The organism is Pseudomonas sp. LW8, from assembly GCF_041956865.1.
GTDB classification, from domain to species: domain Bacteria; phylum Pseudomonadota; class Gammaproteobacteria; order Pseudomonadales; family Pseudomonadaceae; genus Aquipseudomonas; species Aquipseudomonas siliginis.
Genome location: NZ_CP168138.1, coordinates 1923200 through 1941213, shown reverse-complemented (window position 1 = coordinate 1941213; position 18014 = coordinate 1923200). Strand labels below are relative to the sequence as shown.

General features: G+C 62.2%; 11 protein-coding genes. 7 read left to right on the top strand and 4 right to left on the bottom strand.

The annotated features are described in order from the left end of the window. Window positions 1-140 precede the first annotated feature (140 nt). The 3 genes from mgtA to AB9L16_RS08660 form a co-directional block, all read right to left on the bottom strand. Window positions 141-2840 carry a magnesium-translocating P-type ATPase gene (gene mgtA, locus AB9L16_RS08670; protein ID WP_375123380.1) on the bottom strand — a complete coding sequence of 900 codons (2700 nt, stop codon included), beginning with the start codon at window positions 2838-2840 and terminating at the stop codon, window positions 141-143. Window positions 2841-3516: 676 nt separating this feature from the next. Beyond that, window positions 3517-4854: a lysine N(6)-hydroxylase/L-ornithine N(5)-oxygenase family protein gene (locus tag AB9L16_RS08665; protein ID WP_375123379.1), complete on the bottom strand. Its 1338-nt coding sequence runs from the start codon at window positions 4852-4854 to the stop codon at window positions 3517-3519. Between the two features lie 133 nt (window positions 4855-4987). Beyond that, on the bottom strand, window positions 4988-5470 hold the full coding sequence (locus tag AB9L16_RS08660) for a sigma-70 family RNA polymerase sigma factor (RefSeq protein ID WP_041478511.1): 483 nt from the start codon (window positions 5468-5470) through the stop codon (window positions 4988-4990). A 280-nt stretch (window positions 5471-5750) separates the two neighbouring features. Here AB9L16_RS08660 and AB9L16_RS08655 point away from each other — a divergent pair, with 280 nt between their 5' ends. From AB9L16_RS08655 to AB9L16_RS08645, 3 genes are read left to right on the top strand one after another with little or no spacing between them, the layout of a single operon-like run. Next, complete coding sequence (locus AB9L16_RS08655) at window positions 5751-6914, top strand: efflux RND transporter periplasmic adaptor subunit (protein ID WP_150635768.1); 1164 nt, start codon at window positions 5751-5753, stop codon at window positions 6912-6914. Beyond that, the gene (locus AB9L16_RS08650) at window positions 6915-8885 is read left to right on the top strand and encodes a MacB family efflux pump subunit (protein ID WP_375123378.1); all 1971 of its coding nucleotides are present in this window, start codon (window positions 6915-6917) and stop codon (window positions 8883-8885) included. A gap of 7 nt (window positions 8886-8892) precedes the next feature. After that, entirely contained in the window at window positions 8893-10287 is a 1395-nt protein-coding gene (locus AB9L16_RS08645; RefSeq protein WP_252885684.1) for an efflux transporter outer membrane subunit, read from the top strand. Window positions 10288-10814: 527 nt separating this feature from the next. Here AB9L16_RS08645 and AB9L16_RS08640 read toward each other — a convergent pair. Then, complete coding sequence (locus AB9L16_RS08640; protein WP_375123377.1) at window positions 10815-12440, bottom strand: PvdJ/PvdD/PvdP-like protein; 1626 nt, start codon at window positions 12438-12440, stop codon at window positions 10815-10817. A 207-nt stretch (window positions 12441-12647) separates the two neighbouring features. Here AB9L16_RS08640 and pvdM point away from each other — a divergent pair, with 207 nt between their 5' ends. The 4 genes from pvdM to AB9L16_RS08620 all read left to right on the top strand — a co-directional run bounded on the left by pvdM (window position 12648) and on the right by AB9L16_RS08620 (window position 17978). Beyond that, window positions 12648-14012 carry a pyoverdine-tailoring dipeptidase-like protein PvdM gene (gene pvdM / locus AB9L16_RS08635; protein WP_095179475.1) on the top strand — a complete coding sequence of 455 codons (1365 nt, stop codon included), beginning with the start codon at window positions 12648-12650 and terminating at the stop codon, window positions 14010-14012. After that, window positions 14009-15295, top strand: coding sequence for an aminotransferase class V-fold PLP-dependent enzyme (locus tag AB9L16_RS08630; protein WP_375123376.1), 1287 nt, complete (start codon window positions 14009-14011; stop codon window positions 15293-15295). Before pvdM ends, AB9L16_RS08630 begins: the two co-directional genes overlap by 4 nt. 36 nt (window positions 15296-15331) lie before the next feature. Continuing rightward, window positions 15332-16219 carry a formylglycine-generating enzyme family protein gene (locus AB9L16_RS08625; protein WP_353187679.1) on the top strand — a complete coding sequence of 296 codons (888 nt, stop codon included), beginning with the start codon at window positions 15332-15334 and terminating at the stop codon, window positions 16217-16219. Between the two features lie 109 nt (window positions 16220-16328). Continuing rightward, window positions 16329-17978 (top strand): cyclic peptide export ABC transporter, encoded by a 1650-nt coding sequence (locus AB9L16_RS08620; RefSeq protein ID WP_375123375.1) that lies wholly within the window; start codon window positions 16329-16331, stop codon window positions 17976-17978. Window positions 17979-18014: the final 36 nt, after the last annotated feature.

Here is an 18014-nt window from a genome sequence, read left to right as displayed (position 1 = left end):
ATCCGGCGGCCCCGACGCATCAATATCCCCTGTGGGAGGGAGCCTGCTCGCGAAGGGGCTATACCAGTCAGAGATGTATTGACTGACACGGCGCCTTCGCGAGCAGGCTCGCTCCCACAGGGGAAAGCATCCCATGGCTGCTATTGCCAGCCGAATCGACGGATGTAGAAGCCCTTCACTGCCTGGGTCAGGGCCATGTACGCGAGCAGAATCATTGGCAGAAACGCGAAATACAGCGACGGCAATGCCTGCAACTTGAAGTAATGCGCCAGCGGCCCCATTGGCAGGAAGATGCCGACCGCCATGATGACCCCGGTCATCACCATCAGCGGCATGGCTGCACGGCTTTGCAGGAACGGAATCTTCGGCGTGCGGATCATGTGCACGATCAGCGTCTGGGTCAGCAACCCGACCACGAACCAGCCGGACTGGAACAGTGTCTGGTGATCCGGGGTATTGGCGTCGAACACGTACCACATCAAGGCGAATGTCGTGATGTCGAAGATCGAACTGATCGGGCCGAAGAACAGCATGAAGCGCCCGACGTCAGCCGGCTGCCAGCGCTGCGGCTGTTTCAGCATCTCTTCGTCGACGTTATCGAACGGAATGGCAATCTGCGAAATGTCGTACAGCAGGTTCTGCACCAGCAGGTGCATCGGCAGCATCGGCAGGAACGGGATGAACGCGCTGGCCACCAGCACCGAGAACACATTGCCGAAGTTGGAGCTGGCAGTCATCTTGATGTACTTGAGCATGTTGGCGAAGGTGCGCCGCCCCTCGAGCACGCCCTCCTCCAGCACCATCAGGCTTTTTTCCAACAGGATGATGTCCGCCGCTTCCTTGGCGATGTCCACCGCGCTGTCCACGGAAATGCCGATGTCGGCGGTGCGCAGCGCCGGCGCGTCGTTGATGCCATCGCCCATGAACCCGACCACATGGCCGTTGCCCTTGAGCACACGGACGATGCGCTCCTTGTGCGACGGCGTGAGTCTGGCGAAGACGTTGGTCGTCTCGACCGCCATGGCCAGCTCAGCATCGCTCATGCGCTCAATGTCATTGCCCAGCAGCAAACCCTGTTGGGCGAGGCCGACCTCGCGGCAGATTTTCGCCGTCACCAGTTCGTTGTCACCGGTCAGCACCTTGACCGCCACGCCATGCTCGGCCAAGGCCTTGAGCGCTGGCGCGGTGCTTTCCTTCGGCGGATCGAGGAACGCCACGTAACCGATCAGCGTTAGCTCTTGTTCATCGGCCAGGCTGTATATCTCGCGACCTCCAGGCATCGAGCGAGCCGCGACCGCCACCACGCGCAGACCTTCGGCATTGAAAGCGCCGGTGACCTGGCGAATCCGCGCCAGCAATTCATCGCTCAAAGCCTCATCAACTTCGCCGTGACGCACCCGGCTGCACACCGCCAGCACTTCTTCCACCGCGCCTTTGCAGATCAATTGGTGGGGCTGAGCGCGGCCCTCCACGACCACCGACATGCGCCGGCGATTGAAATCAAACGGGATTTCATCGACCTTGCGAAACGCACTGCCGACTTTCAATTCTCGATGGATTTCCACGTGCTCGAGCACGGCGACATCCAGCAGGTTTTTCAGGCCGGTCTGGTAGTAGCTGTTGAGGTAGGCCAGTTCCAGCACAGCGTCAGAATCCTTACCCCAGACGTCGACATTACGGGCGAGAAAGATCTTGTCCTGAGTCAGGGTGCCGGTCTTGTCGGTGCACAGCACGTCCATGGCGCCGAAGTTCTGGATCGCGTCGAGGCGTTTGACGATGACCTTTTTGCGCGACAGGAACACGGCCCCTTTGGCCAGGGTCGAGGTGACGATCATCGGCAGCATTTCCGGAGTCAGGCCGACGGCAATCGACAGCGCGAAGAGCAGCGCTTCGGTCCAGTCGCCCTTGGTGAAACCGTTGATGAACAGCACCAGTGGCGCCATGACGAACATGAAGCGGATCAGCAGCCAGCTGACCCTGTTGACGCCCTGCTGGAACGAGGTCACCGCGCGGTCCGTCGCGCCGACCCGTTGCGCCAGCGCACCGAAATAGGTGCTGTTGCCGGTGGTGAGAATCAGCGCAATCGCGCTGCCGGAAACGACGTTGGTGCCCATGAACAGAATGTTTTCCAGCTCCAGCGGGTTACGCGTGTCGCGATCGGTCTGCCGGGTGAATTTCTCCACCGGCATCGATTCACCGGTCATCGCTGCCTGGCTGACGAACAGGTCCTTGGCGCTGAGCACGCGGCAATCGGCGGGAATCATGTCGCCGGCCGAGAGCACGATCAGATCGCCGGGCACCAGTTGCCTGATCGGCAGCTCCCGGCGTGGGCCATCGCGGCGCAGCACCGTGGCGGTGTTGCTGACCATGGCTTTGAGCGCATCGGCGGCCTGATTGGATTTGCTCTCCTGCCAGAAGCGCAGCAGCGTCGACAGCACCACCATGGAGAAAATCACCACGGCCGCCTTGAGGTCTTCGGTCAGCCAGGAGATCACCGCGAGCAAGGTCAGCAGCAGGTTGAACGGATTTTTGTAGCAGTGCCACAGATGAGTCCACCACGGCAGCGGTTGCTCGTGTTCGACTTCGTTGAGGCCGTGTTGCGCACGCAGTGCATCGGCCTCGACCTCGGTGAGCCCCTCGCCGTGCGTGCCCAACGACGACAGCAACGCGGCGCTGTCGGCATGGGCCGCAGCAACCAGCGTACTGGCCAGCGTCGGCGGCACTTCACGGCTGACCCTGGTGTCGTTGATCGAATCCAGCAACGCGAGGCTACGGAAGTGCCGGGCGATGTGACGGCTGCGCAGAAAGCCTGCGAAAAATTCCTTGAGCGTGAGTTTCATGGCTGTGTCCCCTGTGGTCAGCCGGGAAACCGTCGAGCAGGTACCGCCGCGCCCTGGCACCGGGACAACCGGCACGGCAAGGCGTAGCGCGCCCGTCGGGAATGACAGGCGTGTCGATAGGCTGCGATGACGACTGAGGTCGTCAGCACGCTTGGTTCAGCGTCGATGAGAAGGACGTCGAGACACGATCCGGAACGGGTCGTGCACGGGATGCCGCTGCTCGCTGTTACGGCGAGACAACGGCAGGGAAAGGCTGCGCGTTATCTTGCCGAGAATCTGCCGGTGATCGAGACCGGCCGACAACTGTCACTCGAACAAGTACCCACTGTGGGTCTCCGCAATTGATGAAAACGCGCGCAGCTTACGCCCGCAGCGAAACGGCTGGAAGAGGTGTTTTCGGGGAATGTGGGGGGTGTTCAGGAAGGGTTCAGAATTTCCCCGCGATCGTTCCTACGCTCAGCGTAGGAACGCCTCATCGGACGCTCCGCGTTCGGCTTCTGAAAGGGACGCGGAGCGTCCCAGGCTGCATTCCCACGCAGAGCGTGGGAACGATCATATGTGGGGCCATCCATGGCCCCTTCGCGAGCAGGCTCGCTCCCACGTTTTGCCCTGCGTTCACAGATCCATTGTGGGAGCGAGCCTGCTCGCGAAAGCGGTGTGACAGGCGCCGCATACTTCAGCTGGCAGTCGCCAACAACAGCTCCGCCACCGAGCGACTGTGCCCGCGCTGCTTGCCATGCTCGTACAACGAGCCAGCGATTTCATCGGCGCGAATCGGCAGCACCGACAGCAGCGTATCGCTCAGGCCATGGCTGGCCTGGCAGAAGCCCTGCATATAAATGCCGGCCTTGCAGCGCTCGTCGGTGATCAGTTTGTAGTTGCGATCGACTTCGAATTCGCCGAGATATTCCTCCAGCGGCGCGAGCAACTTGCGGTGCATCTGGCGCTCGTAACCGGTGGCCAGCACCACGGCGTCGTAAATCCGCACTGTGACTTCGCCGGTGGCATTGTTGCGCGAGGCCAGTTCGATGCCGTTTGCCGTGGCAGTGGCGCTCTCGACGGTGGTCAGGGTGCGGAACGCATGGCGGGCAATCCCGGAAACCTTCTGCCGGTAGAAGATGCCGTAGATGCGTTCGATCAGGTCGATGTCGACCACCGAATAGTTGGTGTTGTGGTACTCGTTGACCAGACGCTCGCGCTCGACGCTGTTCTGCTGGAACACCAGATCAGTGAATTCCGGCGAGAACACTTCGTTGACGAACGGGCTGTCGTCCGCAGGCTTCAAGGCCGAGCCGCGCAGGATCATGTCGACCTGCACCGACGGGAATGAATCGTTGAGATCGATAAAGGCTTCCGCCGCGCTCTGCCCGCCACCGATGATGGCGATGCTCATCGGTTGATTGTTCACGCACGGCTGCCTGGCCATTTGCGACAGGTATTGCGAATGGTGGAATACCCGATGATCGCCCTTCAGCGCCTTGAACGCCTCTGGAATGCGCGGTGTGCCGCCAGCGCTGACCACCACCGAACGTGTGGTACGCACGAATTGCTGGCCGTCGCTGTCCCGGGAAATCACCCGCAACGCTTCAACCTGCTGGTTGTGCAACACCGGTTCGATGAACTGCACTTCTTCACCGTAACGGCTCTGCTCGGTGAACTGCCCGGCCACCCAGCGCAGGTAGTCGTTGTACTCCATGCGGCATGGATAAAAGGTGCCGAGGTTGATGAAGTCGACCAGACGCCCGTGGTGCTTGAGGTAATTGACGAACGAGTACGGGCTGGTCGGATTGCGCAGGGTCACCAGATCCTTGAGGAAGGAAATCTGCAACTCGCTCTGCGTCGACAAGGTGTTGCCGTGCCAGCTGTAAGTGGCCTGCTTGTCGAGGAACAGCACATCCAGTTCGCCCTGGATCCGGCCGCGCTCTTGCAGGGCGATGGCCAGTGCCAGGTTCGAAGGGCCGAAACCGACGCCGATCAGGTCGTGAACGATGGGCGATGCAATTGCCTGTGTCATTTCCAGTGTCCTCTGGATGAACCCCTCAACGCGGGGAAATAAAGCCTGGGTGGCCTGACCGGCCTGAATCAGGTCAGCAGGTCGTCTGTTGAGTAGGAACGAGGACGATGAGAGGAAATTTAACCGGCGCGGCTCACTGGCCATCCCATTGCTGGATGCGCAAGCGGCAATGTTTCATGGCGTTGACGATGTGTTTTTCCACCAGCGCCCGGGAGATACCGAGGGTCTGGGCGATTTCCGGATGGGACAGGCCTTCGATCTTGCGCAGCAGAAAACTGTCGCGGCACAGCGGCGGCAGCTCGGCCAGTGCGCGCTGGAGCATTTCCAGACGCTGGCCGTGATCAAGAGTGCCGTGAGGCGAGGGAGTGAAATAGCGCTCTTCATTGTCGAGCACGTCCAGCGATTCGACCTGCCGCAGCGCGTTGCGGCGGTGATCGTCAATAACCAGGTTCAATGCGGTGCGATAAAGGAAGGCCCGTGGTTGTTCGATCGGCACCTCGCTGGAGCGCTCCAGCACGCGTACGTAGGCGTCATGCACCACATCCTCGGCGACCTGACGGTTGCCCAGTCTGGCGTTGAGGAAACACACCAGCTCACGATAGTAGTTTTCCAACATGACTCCCGACCGCATCGATGCCGTTTCTGTCCTTGAGCGCACTGATCAGACCTGCGGATCACGCAGTAGCAAGATAGTGGCAACTTGAGGTGCGTAATTTATAGTAATTCTCATATAGATTTAAAGAGTTGATTCCATATCCCGGACAAATAGTCGTCGCCCGGCGTGCGGTAACTCGATGTGTCTGCGGCTAAATTCCGTCGCCCATGCCTCGTTTACAGGACAGCCCCTGTGTCTGTCGTGCCTTGCGACGGGCCGCAACCACTGGCCGGAACCTTGCATGAATCGTCCCCGCCCCGCCCGTCGCGCGCTGTTTGCCGCCCTCTGTCTGATTCCCGTGATCGCCGTTGCTGCCTGGCAGGTTTTGCCACCCGGTCGCGACGCCGTTGCCACTGTGCAGGTAAGCCGCGGCGATATCGAAAACAGCGTGACGGCGCTCGGCACCTTGCAGCCGCGCCGCTACGTGGATGTCGGTGCACAGGCTTCGGGGCAGATTCAGAAGATTCACGTCGAGGCTGGCGATACGGTCAAGGAAGGCCAGTTGCTGGTGGAAATCGACCCGTCGACACAGAAAGCCAAGCTCGATGCCGGGCGCTTTTCCATCGAAAACCTCAAGGCGCAGTTGCAGGAGCAACGCGCCCAGCACGATCTGGCGCAGCAGAAATACCAGCGCCAGCAGAAACTCGCCGCCGGTGGCGCCACCCGCGAGGAAGACGTGCAGACCGCCCGCGCCGAGGTTCGCGCAACCCAGGCGCGCATCGACATGTTCCAGGCGCAGATCCGCCAGGCCCAGGCCAGCCTGCGCAGCGACGAAGCGGAGCTCGGTTACACGCGCATCTACGCGCCGATGAGCGGCACCGTGGTCGCAGTCGGTGCGCGCGAAGGCCAGACCCTCAACGCGCAGCAACAGACCCCGCTGATCCTGCGCATCGCCCGACTGTCGCCGATGACGGTATGGGCCGAAGTTTCGGAGGCCGACATTGGCCACGTCAAACCGGGCATGACCGCTTACTTCACCACCCTCAGCGGTGGCACTCGGCGCTGGAGCAGCACGGTGCGGCAGATCCTGCCGGTGCCACCACGTCCGCTTGAACAGAATCAGGGCGGCAGCCCTACCAGTGGTCGCAGCGGCAGCGAACGCGTGGTTCTTTATACCGTGCTGCTCGACGTCGACAACGCCGATCACAGCCTGATGACCGACATGACCGCCCAGGTGTTCTTCGTCGCCGAACAGGCGCAAGACACCCTGACCGTGCCGACTGCTGCCCTGCAACCGGGCTCGCGTCCGCAGTGGCAGCGGGCGCAGATCGTCGCTGCCAACGGTGATATTCAAACGCGGGAAGTGCGCACCGGCATCAACGATCGCCTGCGCACCCAGGTGCTGGAAGGTCTGGCCGAGGGCGAGCATGTTCTCAGCGCGCCGGCCGCTGGTCATGGAGGCTGAATGCACACGCCTCTGATCGACCTGCGGCAGATCCGCAAAGCCTACGGCGGTGATGACAGCCCGCGGGTGGAAGTGCTGCGCGGGATCGATCTGTCGATCCACGCCGGCGAATTCGTTGCGATTGTCGGCGCCTCCGGTTCAGGCAAATCGACGCTGATGAACATCCTCGGCTGCCTCGACCGACCGACCAGCGGCGAATACCGCTTCGCCGGGGAAAACGTCGCTCATCTGGACAGTGATGAACTGGCCTGGCTGCGCCGCGAAGCGTTCGGGTTTGTCTTTCAGGGCTATCACCTGATCCCGTCCGGCTCGGCGCAGGAAAACGTCGAGATGCCAGCGATCTATGCCGGCACCCCGGCCGCCGAGCGCCATGCCCGAGCTCACGCGCTGCTGGAACGTCTCGGTCTCGGCACTCGCACCGGCAATCGTCCGCACCAACTTTCCGGCGGCCAGCAACAGCGGGTGTCGATTGCCCGTGCGCTGATGAACGGCGGCCACATCATCCTCGCCGACGAGCCGACCGGCGCCCTCGACAGCCACAGCGGCGCTGAAGTGATGACCCTGCTCGACGAACTCGCCGATCAGGGCCATGTGGTGATCCTTATCACCCACGACCGCGAAGTGGCGCAACGGGCCAAACGCATCATCGAAATCCGCGACGGCCTGATCATCAGCGACAGCGCCGAGCACGCGTGCGCGCCGCCTGTGGCCAATCCGGGCGCGTTGCAAGCGGTCGACCTGCGCCAGCGCCTGAGCAGCGGCAGCAACCAGACCGGCGCCTGGAAAGGTGAACTGGTGGACGCTGTACAAGCGGCGTGGCGAGTGATGTGGATCAACCGCTTTCGCACCGCGCTGACCCTGCTGGGCATCGTCATTGGTGTGGCCTCGGTAGTGGTCATGCTCGCCGTCGGCGAAGGCAGCAAGCGTCAGGTCATGGCACAAATGGGCGCGTTCGGTTCCAACATCATTTACCTCAGCGGCTCGGCGCCGAACCCGCGTACGCCGGAGGGCATCATCACTCTCGACGACGTCGCCGAACTGTCCGCCCTGCCCCAGGTGGAGCGCATCATGCCGGTCAACGGCTCGACCGCCGGAGTGCGCTTTGGCAACGCCGACCACAGCAGCTACGTCGGCGGCAATGACACCAACTTTCCGCAGATTTTCAACTGGCCGGTGATCCAGGGCAGCTACTTCACCCAGGCCGACGAGGACAGCGCCGCCGCTGTCGCGGTGATCGGCACCAAGGTCCGCGACAAGTTGCTCAAGGATGTCGCCGACCCCATCGGTCAATACATCCTCATCGAAAACGTGCCGTTCCAGATCCTTGGCGTGCTTGCGGAAAAAGGCGCCAGCTCCGGCGACTCCGATAGCGACAACCGCATCGCCGTTCCCTACTCGGCGGCGAGCACGCGCCTGTTCGGCAGCCGCAATCCGCAATACGTGGTGATTGCCGCCAAGGACGCGCGCAAGGTCAAGGACGCCGAGCAGGCCATCGAACAGGCGATGTTGCGTCGGCACCACGGCAAGAAGGATTTCGAGCTGACCAACAATGCCGCGATGATCCAGGCCGAAGCGCGCACACAAGGCACGCTGTCGCTGATGCTGGGGGCGATTGCAGCAATTTCTCTGCTGGTCGGCGGTATCGGCGTGATGAACATCATGCTCATGACCGTACGCGAACGTACCCGCGAGATCGGTATTCGCATGGCCACCGGCGCCCGTCAGCGCGACATCCTGCGGCAGTTTCTCACTGAAGCCTTGATGCTCTCGGTGGTTGGCGGAATGGCCGGGATCGGCCTGGCGCTACTGGTCGGCGGCGTGTTGCTGCTCAGCGGCGTGGCGATCGCCTTTCAAGCGCTGGCGGTGATCGGTGCGTTTGCCTGTGCGCTGGTCACCGGCGTCATCTTCGGCTTCATGCCGGCCCGCAAAGCTGCCCGGCTTGACCCGGTCACGGCCCTTACCAGTGAATGATCGACCTATGAAAGTGCGACTGACGTTCCTCGCCGCCAGCCTGTTGCTGGCAGCCTGCAGCAGCCCGGCGCCGCGCCTGGACAGCGGCGTGCAACCACCGAGCGCGTGGCAGTCCGCCGACAGCCACGGCGCGCTGCAGAGCAATCGACAATGGTGGACGCAATTCGGCAGCCCCGAGCTGGCGCGACTGGTCGAACAGGCGCGGCTGGGCAGCTACGACCTCGCCGCCGCCGTGGCACGGGTCAGACAGGCCGAGGCCAGCGCAACCATTGCCGGCGCCCCGCTGCTGCCCGAACTCAAGGCCGGGCTGAACGCCAACCGGCAGAAACTGATCCACGGCAAGGGCTACAGCCAGTTGGATGTCAGTCCCGAGAATCGCTCGCTGGATTATTACGACGCCGAGCTCAGCGCCAGTTACGAAATCGATTTCTGGGGCGGCAAGCGTGCCGCGCGCGACAGTGCCTTGTTCGGTGTGCAGGCCAGCGAGTTCGACCGCGCCACCGTCGAGCTGACCTTGCTCAGCGGCGTCGCCAACAGTTACACCCAGGCCCTGGCCCTGCGTGAGCAGGCGCGCATCGCCGAACTCAATCTGGCCAATGCACAGAACGTGCTGCATCTGGTGCAGACCCGTTTCGACGCCGGCAGCGCCACCGCGCTGGAACTGGCCCAGCAGAAAAGCCTGGTGGCCGAACAACAGCGTCGCCTGCCGCTGGTGCAACAACAGGCCCGCGAAGCACTGATCAGCCTCGCCGCCCTGCTCGGCCAACCGGTGCAAGCGTTACCGTTGCCCGAGCAATCCTTCGCCCAATTGCACTGGCCGGACATCGCCAGTGGCGTGCCGAGCGACTTGCTCAGTCGGCGTCCGGACATTGCCAGCGCCGAGGCCAAGCTCGCCGCAGCCCAGGCTGATGTCACCGTCGCCCGCGCCGCGATGCTGCCGAAAATCACCCTGACCGCCAGCCTCGGCAGCGGCGCCGACCTTGCCGCCGACCTGCTGCGCACGACGTTCTACAACCTGTCGTCGGGGCTGACCGCGCCGATCTTCAACAACGGCCGCCTCAGCGCCGAACGCGACAAGGCCAAGGCCCGCCAGGATGAACTGCTGGAGACCTATCGCGGGGCAATCATCAACGGTTTCGCCGACGTCGAAAAAGCCCTCAGCAGCATTCGCGGCCTCGACGAACAGCGGCAATGGCAAAGCGAAGAACTGAACCAGGCACAGACCGCTTTCGACATCGCCCAGAGCCGCTACCAGGCCGGCGCCGAAGACCTGCTCACCGTCCTGCAAACTCAGCGCACGCTGTATGCGGCGCAAGACCTGAACGTCCAACTGCGCCTGTCGCGGTTGCAGGCGAGCATTGCCTTGTACAAAGCGCTGGGGGGTGGTTGGGAAGTGATCTGAGGGCGATGCGTCGACTGAACTGACGCCTTCGCTGGCAAGCCAGCTCCCACAGGGATCAGGGTAAATCTGCTGTTCATTCGTATCTTTGAGATAGCTATCGCGAGCAGGCTCGCTCCCACAGAAAAGCAAAGCAGCGCAGCTGCCCGCGGCGAAGCCGCCCCACTCAACAATGAGCGTTAGCTCGAGTGCTTTTGATCTTGATCTACCGGCGACGTCGGAAGGCTGAGCGGATCGATCCCGCAGCGAAGGAACCCGAGCCTGCGAGGGCCGAACGCAGGAGCAAGCGTTTTTTTGCTTACTTTTTTAGGCGTTTGTAAAAAAAGTGAGTCGCCGTAAGGGCGAAACCTTAGGTAGTCGTTACCGCAGCGATGGATATGTACGCCACCATAAATACCCCCTGTAGGAGTGAGCCTGCTCGCGAAGGCGGTGGGTCATCCGGCATAGCAGCTGATTGACACAACGCCATCGCGAGCAGGCTCACTCCCACAAGGGGATTGCGACCTATCCTGAGTATGTGTTGAACCAATCTAGAGCTGTCGGCCCTTGACCTTCAGGTGCCGCGCATACCAAGGGCGCTGTGGCACTTTGCGGAACAGCTCGGTCATGTTGTCTTCATCGCCGAAGGTGATACGCAGCGCCAGCTTCATGGTCTCCGGGTCCATCTCCACTGAGCGTCCGACTTGCAGGCCGGGCACGGTGCTGCAGCCGTGGGTGTCGGGGCCGAGCCAGGGGTCGGCGACTTCCACCCAGCGTCCCGGTGCAAACCACGGCACGCCGTTGACTTCCAGACGACTCACTTCGCCCGGGTGAAAACGTTCATGGGCGCGGAACCAGTCTTCCAGGCGATCATCAATCCAGCCATGGAAACGCCAGAACACCGGATTCACATGGGAGGAAAACGGGTCGCCGAGAAAGTCGTTTTCCGGCGCATACCAGCGCGCAGCGAAGTCTGCCTGATCGCGCGCCATCGGCACTGGAATGTCGTTGGATGGGTCACGCGCCACCGAAGCCCAGCGCATGTGCAGCCAGTCGTGCAGGCCCAGTTCGACTTCCGAACCGAACTGGCCAAGGGTCAATTTCGACAAGTAACGCGGGTCACGGTACTGCGATTCCCAGACCAGGAAATTGCTCTGGAAAGTCTCCGCCGCTTTGATGTCGCTGACCCACTTGGTGTACTCGTCATCGCCCTCGGCCAGCCAGGTCGGCGGCAGCGAATTGCCGTCATGATTGTCGAAGTAACGGGCGAAACCCTGGCGGTCCCGCTCCAGCTCAGGCTGCGGCTGCGGGAACGCCGGCCACGATGGCAAATCCTGCATCGAGCGGGCGATGCCAAGCATGTGCCGGTGCATAAAGAAAAAATCCACGCCCGAGCCATTGCGATCCTTGCTCGGTCCACGAGCATCACGCTCCTTGTCACGCGGCCCGGGCTGCCAGCCGATGCCGCGCAGCGCTTCGCGTTTTTTCTCCGAGAGCTTGTGCCACTTGTCGCGGGTGGCGTGCCAGAGCTGGTGGAACAACCGATGCTCGGGCGCCACCAGCCAGGCCAACAGTTGCGGATTAAGCCCGGTGCGTTCACGGGCCTCGGGAAAACGCCGTTTGATGGCGATGAACTGATTATCCAGCTCGGGCAACGCCAACGGCCGGTCCAGACGCAGCACTTGCCCGGTGAACGTGGCGCTGCCGGCATTGCCGAACGCCGCCCAGACCTCATCCAGTTTGACTTTTAATTCATACACCGGCGGCGCAAGTGGCGCATCGGTGCGCAGCAGGCGCCAATACATCTCGGCGCCGTTGCCCGGTGCCAGATCGCCAACCACTTGATAACGCACAGGCCCTTCGGCACGCAGATTGGTCCCGGTGTCGAGATAGCCACGCAAGCCGCGACCACGATGGGCAATGTCGAGAAACAGCTCCAGACCTTGCGCCGGCAAACCATCAAGCCCGGCCGCCGCACCGGTAAAGCGAATGTCCCAGACCCCACGCAAATTGTCCGCCAGCTGTTGCCCGGCGGTGTCCGCCAGATCGACCGTGGCCTCGCCCGGGGTGATCGGAAACTCCTCGCGGGTCAATTCACGATGTGCATAAAAAGCGGCAGGCAGCGCGGCGCCCGTGAGTGCCATGCCCGCCATGAACCAGCGTCGAGAGATCGTCATTGCCCTACCTGTGTCAGCCATGAAGCAGGCTTTATCCAAGCTAGAACGTTTGCTCGGCGGGGAAATTTACGCCGCCGGCAAAACATCCCTGCGCCGCTGCCGGGCATTTGTAACGCACACCTAAATTAGCCCTGCGGCCACTCGTTCTTCCCAGATAGCAAAGGCCCCTGCGCCTGTACCTCGACGGCGAACCTGAATGAGATGGCAATGACAAAACCGCGTTGGAAAAAGGCTCTATTCATCGGCCTGCCGCTGGCCCTGGCGATCAGTGCCGGCGCAGGATTTCTGGCCTGGGATTACTGGAACAACCCCGGCTATCCGGTGAAGGTGATGAAACAGGCGACGGAGTTGCAGGATCGCCTGCTGTCGTTCGACAGCCACATCACCGTGCCGCTGAGTTTCGGCAGCCACGACCACGAAGCCGACAAGGATGGCTCGGGCCAGTTCGACCTCATCAAGGCCAATCGCGGACGCCTGTCCGGCGCGGCGCTGACGGTGTTCGGCTGGCCGGAAATGTGGAACGGCCCGAACGCCCCGCACCGTCCCACCGAGGGTTTTGTCGAAGAAGCGCGCAATCAGCAGGAGGTGCGCTACAAGATCATTTCCGGGATCGTCCGCGACTTCCCCAATCAGGCCGGCATCGCCTACACGCCGGATGACTTCCGCCGCCTGCACGGCGAAGGCAAGTTTGCGATCTTCATCAGCATGCTCAACGCCTACCCGCTGGGCAATGACCTGAGCAAGCTCGACCTATGGGCCGGGCGCGGCATGCGCATGTTCGGCTTCAGTTACATCGGCAACAACAGCTGGGCCGACTCGTCGCGGCCGCTGCCGTTTTTCAATGATTCGCCCGACGCCCTCGATGGTCTGTCGGACATCGGTAAACAAGCGGTGCAGCGCTTGAATGATCTGGGGGTGATCATCGATGTTTCGCAGATGTCGACCAAGGCCCTCGAGCAAGTCGCCGAACTGAGCCGCACACCGCTGGTGGCCTCGCACTCGGCGCCACGGGCGGCGGTGGATATCCCGCGCAACCTCAGCGACAAAGAACTGCAACTGATCAAGAACAGTGGCGGCGTGGTGCAAGTCGTCGCCTTCTCGCAATACCTGAAACCGCTGACCCAGGGCACGCAGGACAAACTCAATGCGCTACGTGCGCGCTTCGATCTGCCGCCACTGCCCAATCTGGCCATGGCACTGATGCCGGGCGATCCGATCATCACCGCCTGGTCGGAACAGAAGCTCGGCCAGTACGCCAGCGGCCTCTACGCGATCCTCGAAGAGGAACCGAAAGCCACCCTCAAGGACTTCGGCGACGCCATCGATTACACGGTGCGCAAGATCGGTATCGACCACGTCGGCATTGCTTCGGATTTCAACGATGGCGGCGGTATCAAGGGCTGGGAAAACGTCGGCGAGATTCGCAACGTCACCGCCGAACTGCTACAGCGCGGCTACTCCGAAGCGGATATCGCCAAGCTCTGGGGCGGCAACTTCATGCGCGTCTGGGATCAGGTGCAAAAAGCCGCGAAACCAGCGCTGGCGTCGCGCCAGGAGGTGGCCCGGCCATGACCGATCGTCGCACTTTCCTGAAGCAGGCCGGCCTGCTCGCCGCCGCCCTGCCCCTGGGCGCCAGTCTGACTGCACCGGCGGCCATCGCTGCCGTGCCGACTGCGTCGCGAGACAAATGGGCGCAGTTGCGTCAAATGTTCGATCAGGATCCTCAGGCGATTCACTTCGCCAATTTCCTCGTCACCTCACATCCGAAACCGGTGCGCGAAGCGATCGAACGCCATCGCGCGGCGCTGGATCTGAATCCGGGTCTGGCGATGGATTGGGATCTGGGCGTCACCGAGAAGCGTGAAGAAAACGTGCGCCACTGGGCCGGCCAGTACCTGCAAGCCAAACCGGCGCAAATCGCCCTGACCGGCAGCACCACCGAAGGCCTGGCGATGATCTACGGCAGTGTGCAGGTGCGCGCGGATCAGGAAATTCTTACCACGGTTCACGAACATTATTCGACGCGCAACATTCTCGATTTCCGCAGCCGTCGTGACGGCACGCGCGTGCGCAAACTCAAGCTGTTCGAAACCCCGCAGAGCATTTCTCTGGATCAGGTGCTCGACACGATCAATCGCAATATCCGCCCCGAAACCCGCGTGCTGGGCATGACCTGGGTGCATTCGGGCAGCGGCGTGAAGCTGCCGATCAGCGACATCTCGCGGCTGGTCGACGAGCACAACCGCCAGCGCGACGACAAGGATCGGCTGATTTACGTGGTCGATGGTGTGCACGGTTTCGGTGTCGACGACTTGAGTTTCCCGCAGATGAACTGCGACTTTTTCATCGCCGGCACGCACAAGTGGATGTTCGGCCCGCGCGGCACCGGCATCGTCTGCAGCCGCACCGAAGAACTGAAATACGTCAGCCCCAGCGTGCCGACGTTCTCCGAGGCCACGGCCTTCTCGACCATCATGACCCCGGGCGGCTACCACGCCTTCGAGCATCGCTGGGCACTGGACGAAGCCTTCAAGTTACACCTGCAACTGGGCAAGGCCGAGGTGCAGACGCGCATTCATCAGCTCAACAGTTACCTCAAGCAACGCCTGCAAGAGCACCGCAACATCGAACTGGTCACCCCGCTCGACTCGCAGTTCTCCGCCGGCTTCACTTTCTTCCGGATCAAGGGCCAGGACAGCGATGAAGTGGCGGCCTGGCTGATGCAGAACCGGGTGATCTGCGACGCGGTCAGCCGCGACGTCGGGCCGGTGATTCGCACCGCACCGGGCTTGCTCAACAACGAAGCCGAAGTGGATCGCTTCATGGACATCCTCGGCACCAAGCTGCGTGCCTGACCCTCGACTGCCGTTTTCCTTTCAAAGAGACGACCCATGAAAAAGCCTCACGCGTCACTCATCTCCAAAGCCCTGCCCGCACTGGCGCTGAGCGCCCTCTGCGGCGCACTGATGCCCGGCACCGCGCAGGCGGCGACAGGCCCCGCCGCGGGTAAAGTGTTCAAGGACTGCAAGGACTGCCCGGAAATGGTCGTGCTGCCGACCGGCAGCTACACCATGGGCACGCCGGACGATGAAGTCGGCCGCCAACCCGACGAAGGCCCGCTGCACACGGTGACGTTCAGCAAACCATTCGCTATCAGCCGCTCGCAGGTGCTGGTGGGCGAATGGGACGCCTATGTCCGCGAGACCGGCAACAAACCTTACGACTTCGATGACCGCCCCGGCCGCCGCTGCACCGCCGGCAAGCCGGAATTCAAACAGACGCCACGCGACCCGGCCGTGTGCATGAACGTCGCCGAAGCCCAGGGCTACATCGACTGGCTGTCGAAAAAGACCGGGCACGCCTATCGCCTGCAAAGCGAATCGATCCGCGAATACGCCGCCCGGGGCGGCAGCACCGGGCCTTTCCCGTTCCCGTTCGATGAGGGCAAGGATTACCAGATTTCCAGGCACGCCAACACTTACGGCGCAGCCGACGGCTACAACTTCACCTCGCCGGCCGGCACCTTCCCGGCCAATGCGTTTGGCGTGTTCGACGCCCACGGCAACGTCTACGAATGGACCGCCGACTGCTACCACCCGGACTACTCCGGCGTGCCCGCCGACGGTCGCCCATGGACCCAGGAAAACTGCGAACGCCAGGTCATGCGCGGCAATGACTGGGGCGAGGCGCCGATCTTCTCGCGCTCGGGCAACCGCAACAGCAGCTGGCCGACCAGCAAGGGCGACTGGCTGGGCTTTCGCGTAGTACGCGACCTCTGATCCCGCCCTCGACGAGCGCAGCCACGCCTGCGCTCGGTTAAAGAAACTCCGCGACCATTCGTTTTCCTTAAGTACCGGCACTCCCTCCGCATCGAAGCAGGAATCCTCCATGACCAAGCCTACGCGTGGGGCGATCAACGAATTGTTCGCCCTGCTCAAGCCCTTCCGCCTGATCGTCTCGGCGTCCATCGTGCTCGGCATGCTCGGCGGCCTGAGCGTCACCGTGCTGCTGGCGACCATCAACAACGCCCTGCATTCCGATGACGGCCTGACCCGCACCGTGGTGATGATCTTTGCCAGCCTCTGTGCCCTGGCCCTGCTGACCACGATCCTGTCGGACATCGGCACCAACTACGTCGGCCAGCACATCATCGCCAAACTGCGCAAAGAGCTGGGGGAGAAGGTCCTGTCGGCGCCGATCGACCAGATCGAACGCTATCGCAGCCATCGCCTGATTCCGGTGCTGACCCACGACGTCGACACCATCAGCGACTTCGCCTTCGCCTTCGCGCCGCTGGCGATTTCCATGACCGTGACCCTTGGTTGTCTCGGCTATCTGGCCATGCTGTCGTGGCCGATGTTCCTGATGATGCTGGTGGCCATCGCCATCGGCACCACCATCCAGGCCATCGCCCGGGCCAAAGGCATGCGCGGTTTCTACGCCGCCCGCGATTCCGAAGACGAACTGCAGAAGCACTACAACGCAATTGCCGAAGGCGCCAAGGAACTGCGCATTCACCGCCCGCGCCGCCAGCGCATGTTCGTCGCCGGCATTCAGAAAACCGCCGAGAAAATCTGCGACACCCAGATCAGATCGATCAACACCTTCGTCATCGCCAAGTCGTTTGGCTCGATGCTGTTCTTCGTGGTCATCGGCATGGCCCTGGCCCTGCAATCGCTGTGGCCGAGTGCCGACAAAGCGGTGATGAGCGGTTTCGTTCTGGTGCTGCTGTACATGAAGGGGCCGCTGGAACACCTGATCAGCACCCTGCCAATCATCAGCCGCGCGCAGATTGCCTTCCGCCGCATTGCCGAACTCAGCGAACAGTTCTCCTCACCGGAACCGCACCTGTTGCTGCAGGATCAGGGCGGCAAGCCGGCCGCCGTCAATAGTCTGGAACTGCGCAACGTGCGCTACGCCTTCCCGGCGGTGGAAGGCAGCGAGCCGTTCCGCCTCGGCCCGGTGAACCTGCGCATCGAACAGGGCGACATTGTGTTTATCGTCGGTGAGAACGGCTGCGGCAAGACCACGCTGATCAAATTGCTCCTGGGCCTGTACGCGCCGACCGAGGGCGAAATTCGCGTTAACGACAAGCCGATCACCGCCGTCAACCGCGATGATTACCGGCAGAACTTCACGACGATCTTCGCCGACTACTACCTGTTCGATGACTTGATCCAGGGCGATCGTGAAGTGCCGCAGGATGCCACCCGCTACCTGGAACGTCTGGAGATCGCGCACAAGGTCAGCGTGCGCGACGGCGCCTTCAGCACTACCGACCTGTCCACCGGCCAGCGCAAACGCCTGGCACTGGTCAATGCCTGGCTCGAAGAGCGCCCGGTGCTGGTGTTCGATGAATGGGCGGCGGATCAGGACCCGACATTCCGGCGGATCTTCTATACCGAGCTGCTGCCCGACCTCAAGCGTCTGGGCAAGACCATCATCGTGATTTCCCACGACGACCGTTACTTCGACGTCGCCGATCAACTGGTGCGCATGGAGGCTGGCAAGGTCAAAAGCGAACTGCAACCCGCCTGATCGAAGCAGCCGCGACCGGGCCGGAGAAAAAACTTT